The 3,895-nt window shown below is 65.4% G+C and carries 3 protein-coding genes and 1 pseudogene; all 4 read right to left on the bottom strand.

Annotated elements, in window-relative coordinates; translation table 11 throughout:
- The coding region (locus VLE48_08655) for an HD domain-containing protein (GenBank protein HSA93065.1) at positions 1 to 278 on the bottom strand (278 nt) is incomplete at its 3' end.
- The gene (locus VLE48_08650) at positions 275 to 922 is read right to left on the bottom strand and encodes a cation transporter (GenBank protein ID HSA93064.1); all 648 of its coding nucleotides are present in this window, start codon (positions 920 to 922) and stop codon (positions 275 to 277) included. The genes VLE48_08650 and VLE48_08655, both read right to left, overlap by 4 nt.
- Positions 923 to 934: 12 nt before the next feature.
- Positions 935 to 1,981: pseudogene (gene prfB / locus VLE48_08645) on the bottom strand (peptide chain release factor 2).
- A gap of 79 nt (positions 1,982 to 2,060) precedes the next feature.
- The gene (gene lnt / locus VLE48_08640; protein HSA93063.1) at positions 2,061 to 3,611 is read right to left on the bottom strand and encodes an apolipoprotein N-acyltransferase; all 1,551 of its coding nucleotides are present in this window, start codon (positions 3,609 to 3,611) and stop codon (positions 2,061 to 2,063) included.
- Positions 3,612 to 3,895: the final 284 nt, after the last annotated feature.

Raw genomic sequence — 3,895 nt, 5'->3', positions numbered from 1 at the left:
TGGCGACGGATGAGCCGCAGCGTCGGTTGCCCGCCGCAGTCTTCCACCGCATCGTGCAGCAGCGCAGCGATGGCCAGGTCCTCGTCGCCGCCCGCCTCCAGCACCAGGGAGGCCACGCCCATCAGGTGCGCGAGGTACGGGACTTCGGTCCCCTTCCTTCCCTGCCCGGCGTGCAGCCGCGCCGCCAGGCGGAAGGCGCGCACGAAACGCGGCGAAAGCGGCGTCACCCGGCGGGCGCGCCGCCCAGGTTGAGATCGTTTAGGTCGCCGCTTCTTCATGCGCACACTGTGTCGCAGCAGGTCTTGCCGCGCACCGCTTCCGAACCCTCATAGGCGATGAGCGGAACCATGGCGAGGGCGGCCACGGGGTCGGCCCACCACCAGCCTAGGGCGGCGTTCAGCGCCAAGCCCGCGAGCAGGATGGCGGAGAGATAGGCGCAGATGTCGGTCTGGCGCGAGTCGGCGTGCATGGCGGCGCTGCCCAGTCGCGCGGCCACGCGGCGCTTGGCGCGCGCCAGCAGCGGCATCACGATGAGCGAAAGCACCGCAATCGCCATCCCCACATAGCTTTGCTCCGGCGCTTCCCGTTGCCACAGCGAGCGCGCCGCGTCGAAGGCCACGTAAGCCGCCAGCGCGAACAAGCTCAGGCCGACGAGTCGCAATGCGCGGCGCTCCAGGCGCTCGCGTTCGCCGTCGCGCTGTTCCGCGCGCAGCCGCCACAACATCACCGCGCCGGAAAAGCTCTCAATCACCGAATCCAGCCCGAAGCCGATGAGCGCGATGCTCCCTGCCAAGAGGCCAGCGGCCACGCTGACCACAGCTTCCGCGAGGTTCCAGCCAACCGTGAGCCACTCCAGGCGCAGTCCGCGGCGCAGGAGGGCTTGACGCTCGACGTCAACAGCAGGAAAGCTGGTAGCGGTCATCTGGTTCTACCTCTAACCCACCTTGGCGCCGCGCCGCCACAACAGATACGCGCGGATGAACGGTCCCAGGTCGCCATCGAGCACGCGGTCCACATCACCGATTTCCGCTTTCGTGCGCAGGTCCTTCACCATGCGGTAGGGCTGCAGCACGTAAGAGCGGATCTGCGAGCCGAAGTCGATATCGAGCTTGGTCTCCTCCAGCTTCCGCGTCGCTTCGCGCTTCTTCTCCAGCTCGAGCTCATAAAGTTTCGACCGCAGGATCTTCATGGCGCGATCGCGATTCTTGTGCTGGGAGCGTTCGTTCTGGCAGGTCACCACCGTGCCGGTGGGCACGTGGGTGATGCGCACGGCGGAGTCGGTCACGTTGACGTGTTGTCCTCCCGCGCCGGAGGAACGGTAGGTATCGATACGCAGATCTTCCGGCCGCACGACCACTTCGATGGTCTCGTCGATCTCCGGGGAGACGAACACGCTGGCGAACGACGTATGGCGTCGCTTGGCCTGATCGAAAGGCGAGATGCGCACCAGCCGGTGCACGCCGATCTCGCTCTGCAGCAGCCCGTAGGCGTAGGAACCGTTGACGGTGAAGGTGGCCGACTTGATGCCGGCTTCCTCACCCTCTTGGCGGTCGTTCAGCACGGCTTCAAAGCCTTGGCGTTCGGCCCAGCGCAAGTACATGCGCAGCAGCATCTCCGCCCAGTCCTGGGATTCGGTGCCGCCCGCGCCCGGATGAATGGTCACGATGGCGTTGCGGGCGTCGTTTTCACCCGCCAGCAGCGTCTCGGTCTCCAGCTTCTCGACTTTCGCGCGTAAGTCGGCGAGCTCGCGCGTCAGTTCGCTTTCGACTTTCTCGCCTTCGTGGGCCAGCTCGAAGTAGGCGGTAATGTCGTCGAGGCGCCGGCCCAGATCCGCTTCATCGGCGAGCGTCTCCTCCAGGCGCTTGCGCTCGCGCATGACCTGTTGCGATTGTTCGGGATTCGACCAGAAGGCCGGGTCGGCGACTTTCTTTTCGACCTCGGCTAGTTGCGCGCGGAGCCGTGGCGCGTCAAAGGTACTCCCGCAGCTCGCGCGCCTTCTCGCGCACGGCCGTGAATTCGCGTTCCAGTTCGTCCAGCATGGCTCGGTTTCCTTCTGACGATCAACCTCGGATAGGACGCAGCGCCCAAGCGAGCGCCACTGCTGTGATTATCGCACAGAGGAACGCGAACACGTCGCCATACCGGGTGTAGAAGGTGGTGGAAGAAACGAATTCATACGGCGCCACCAGAGCCGCCGCGGTGTTACGCCCCGCGCTGGCGACCACCCGGCCTTGCGGATCGATGGCCGCAGTAATACCGCTATTGGTGGCGCGCAGCACCCAGCGCCGGTTCTCAATGGCCCGCATGCGCGCCATGTTCAGGTGCTGCCTGGGCCCGCCTGAGTCGCCCAGCCAGGTGTCGTTGGAAATGTTCAGCAGCACTTCTGCGCCGCCGGCTACGAACTCCCGCACTTCTCCCGGGAATATCGCTTCAAAGCAGATGATCGCCGCCACTCCGTGTCCGTCCATGCGCAGGACCGTGCGCCGGTCGCCGGGGGTGAAATCGCCCACTTCCTTGGTCAGCGATTCGGCGAAAAACAGCAGCCGCCGGAAAGGCACGTACTCGCCGAACGGCACCAGGTGAACTTTGTCGTAGCGTGCCGCCCACTCCCCCTGTGGCGTGACCAGCGAAGCCGAATTCAGCACCTCGAAATGCTGGGGTGCGTCTGCTGCCGCGGGTCGCGACCCAAGCGTTCCCAGAAGGATCCAGGACTCGGTCGCCTGTGCCGCCCGGCTGACCGGCGCGCGCAGATTCGGATCGCGTTCATAGAAAGGCGCCGGTGATTCTGGCCACACGACCAGCCGTGGCGATGCCTGCTGCGGCGACCCGTTGGCGCTCAGCCGGCTCATCTGCTCCAGCGTCTGCTGGAAGAATTCCGTGGTCCAGCCGGCGTCCAGGATGGGGATGTTGGGCTGCACCAGCACCGCGGACTGCCTGGCCGGCGAGGGCGCCGGCTTGATGGCTACGCCGGCCTGGAGCGCCAAAGCGCTCGCCAACGCGGCTATCAGCGTCATGCGCCGGTGCTCAGCTTTCAGCAGGAAGGCCAGCGCGAATGCCGCATTCACCACCACCACCGCGAACGAGAGCCCGTACACCCCGGTGACCGTCGCAATCCGCGCCAGCGGAATGTTGTCCACCTGCGCAGTGCCGAGCAAGTTCCAGGGGAACGGACCGGTGCGAGCGCGCGCCAGCTCCGCCGCCACCCACATGGCCGGGGAGAGCGCCAGCGCCAGGCCCGTGCCCAACCGCGGCGAGCGCGCCACTAACGCGAACGACATTCCAAACAATCCTTGCGGAAGGGCGAAATACAGGCAGAACAGCGCCAGCAATCCGGCCGCGATCAGGGGATGCAGATGCCCATACGAGTGCAGCGTGCGATACACCCAGTAGCAGCTTGCGGCGATGAACAGGCTGCCGCTCATCCAGGCCAGCAGGAAGCCCTGCCGTGGTGAAAGACGCTCGGCATCCGCACGCGGCATGGCCAGCGCCACCAGCAGCGGCGACAGGCATATCCAACTCAGCCCGTAGAGGTTGGGCGCGGGAAAGACCACTACCTGGAGAACGCTGGAGGTGACTGCCAGCAGCCAGGCCTTCTTCCCGATGCGCCGCACGCGCCGAGTGTAGCAGAGGCCTATGATTCACCCGTTGCCAACATGGATAACGGTCGGCAGGAGCGTTTCCGATTTCTGTGGACTTGGAAGCCCTTCGCGCATCTAATCTTTCAGTCGGAGTTCCGACTATGCGGGTAGTGGTGGTTGCGGCTGTGCGCCTCCTGGAGGGGATGTTTGCTGTGGGGATGACCGGATCGGTCCTGGTGCTGATCCAGACCTTCGTGGAAGACCTGGAGACTCTTTTCCGGAACGACCCCGTACCCCCTACCACATTGACGCCGCAC

It is taken from the genome of Terriglobales bacterium, from assembly GCA_035454605.1.
Lineage (GTDB): Bacteria > Acidobacteriota > Terriglobia > Terriglobales > Acidobacteriaceae > DATMAB01.
Note: the sequence above shows the minus strand (reverse complement) of the source record. Positions and strands in the feature narration are given on the sequence as shown.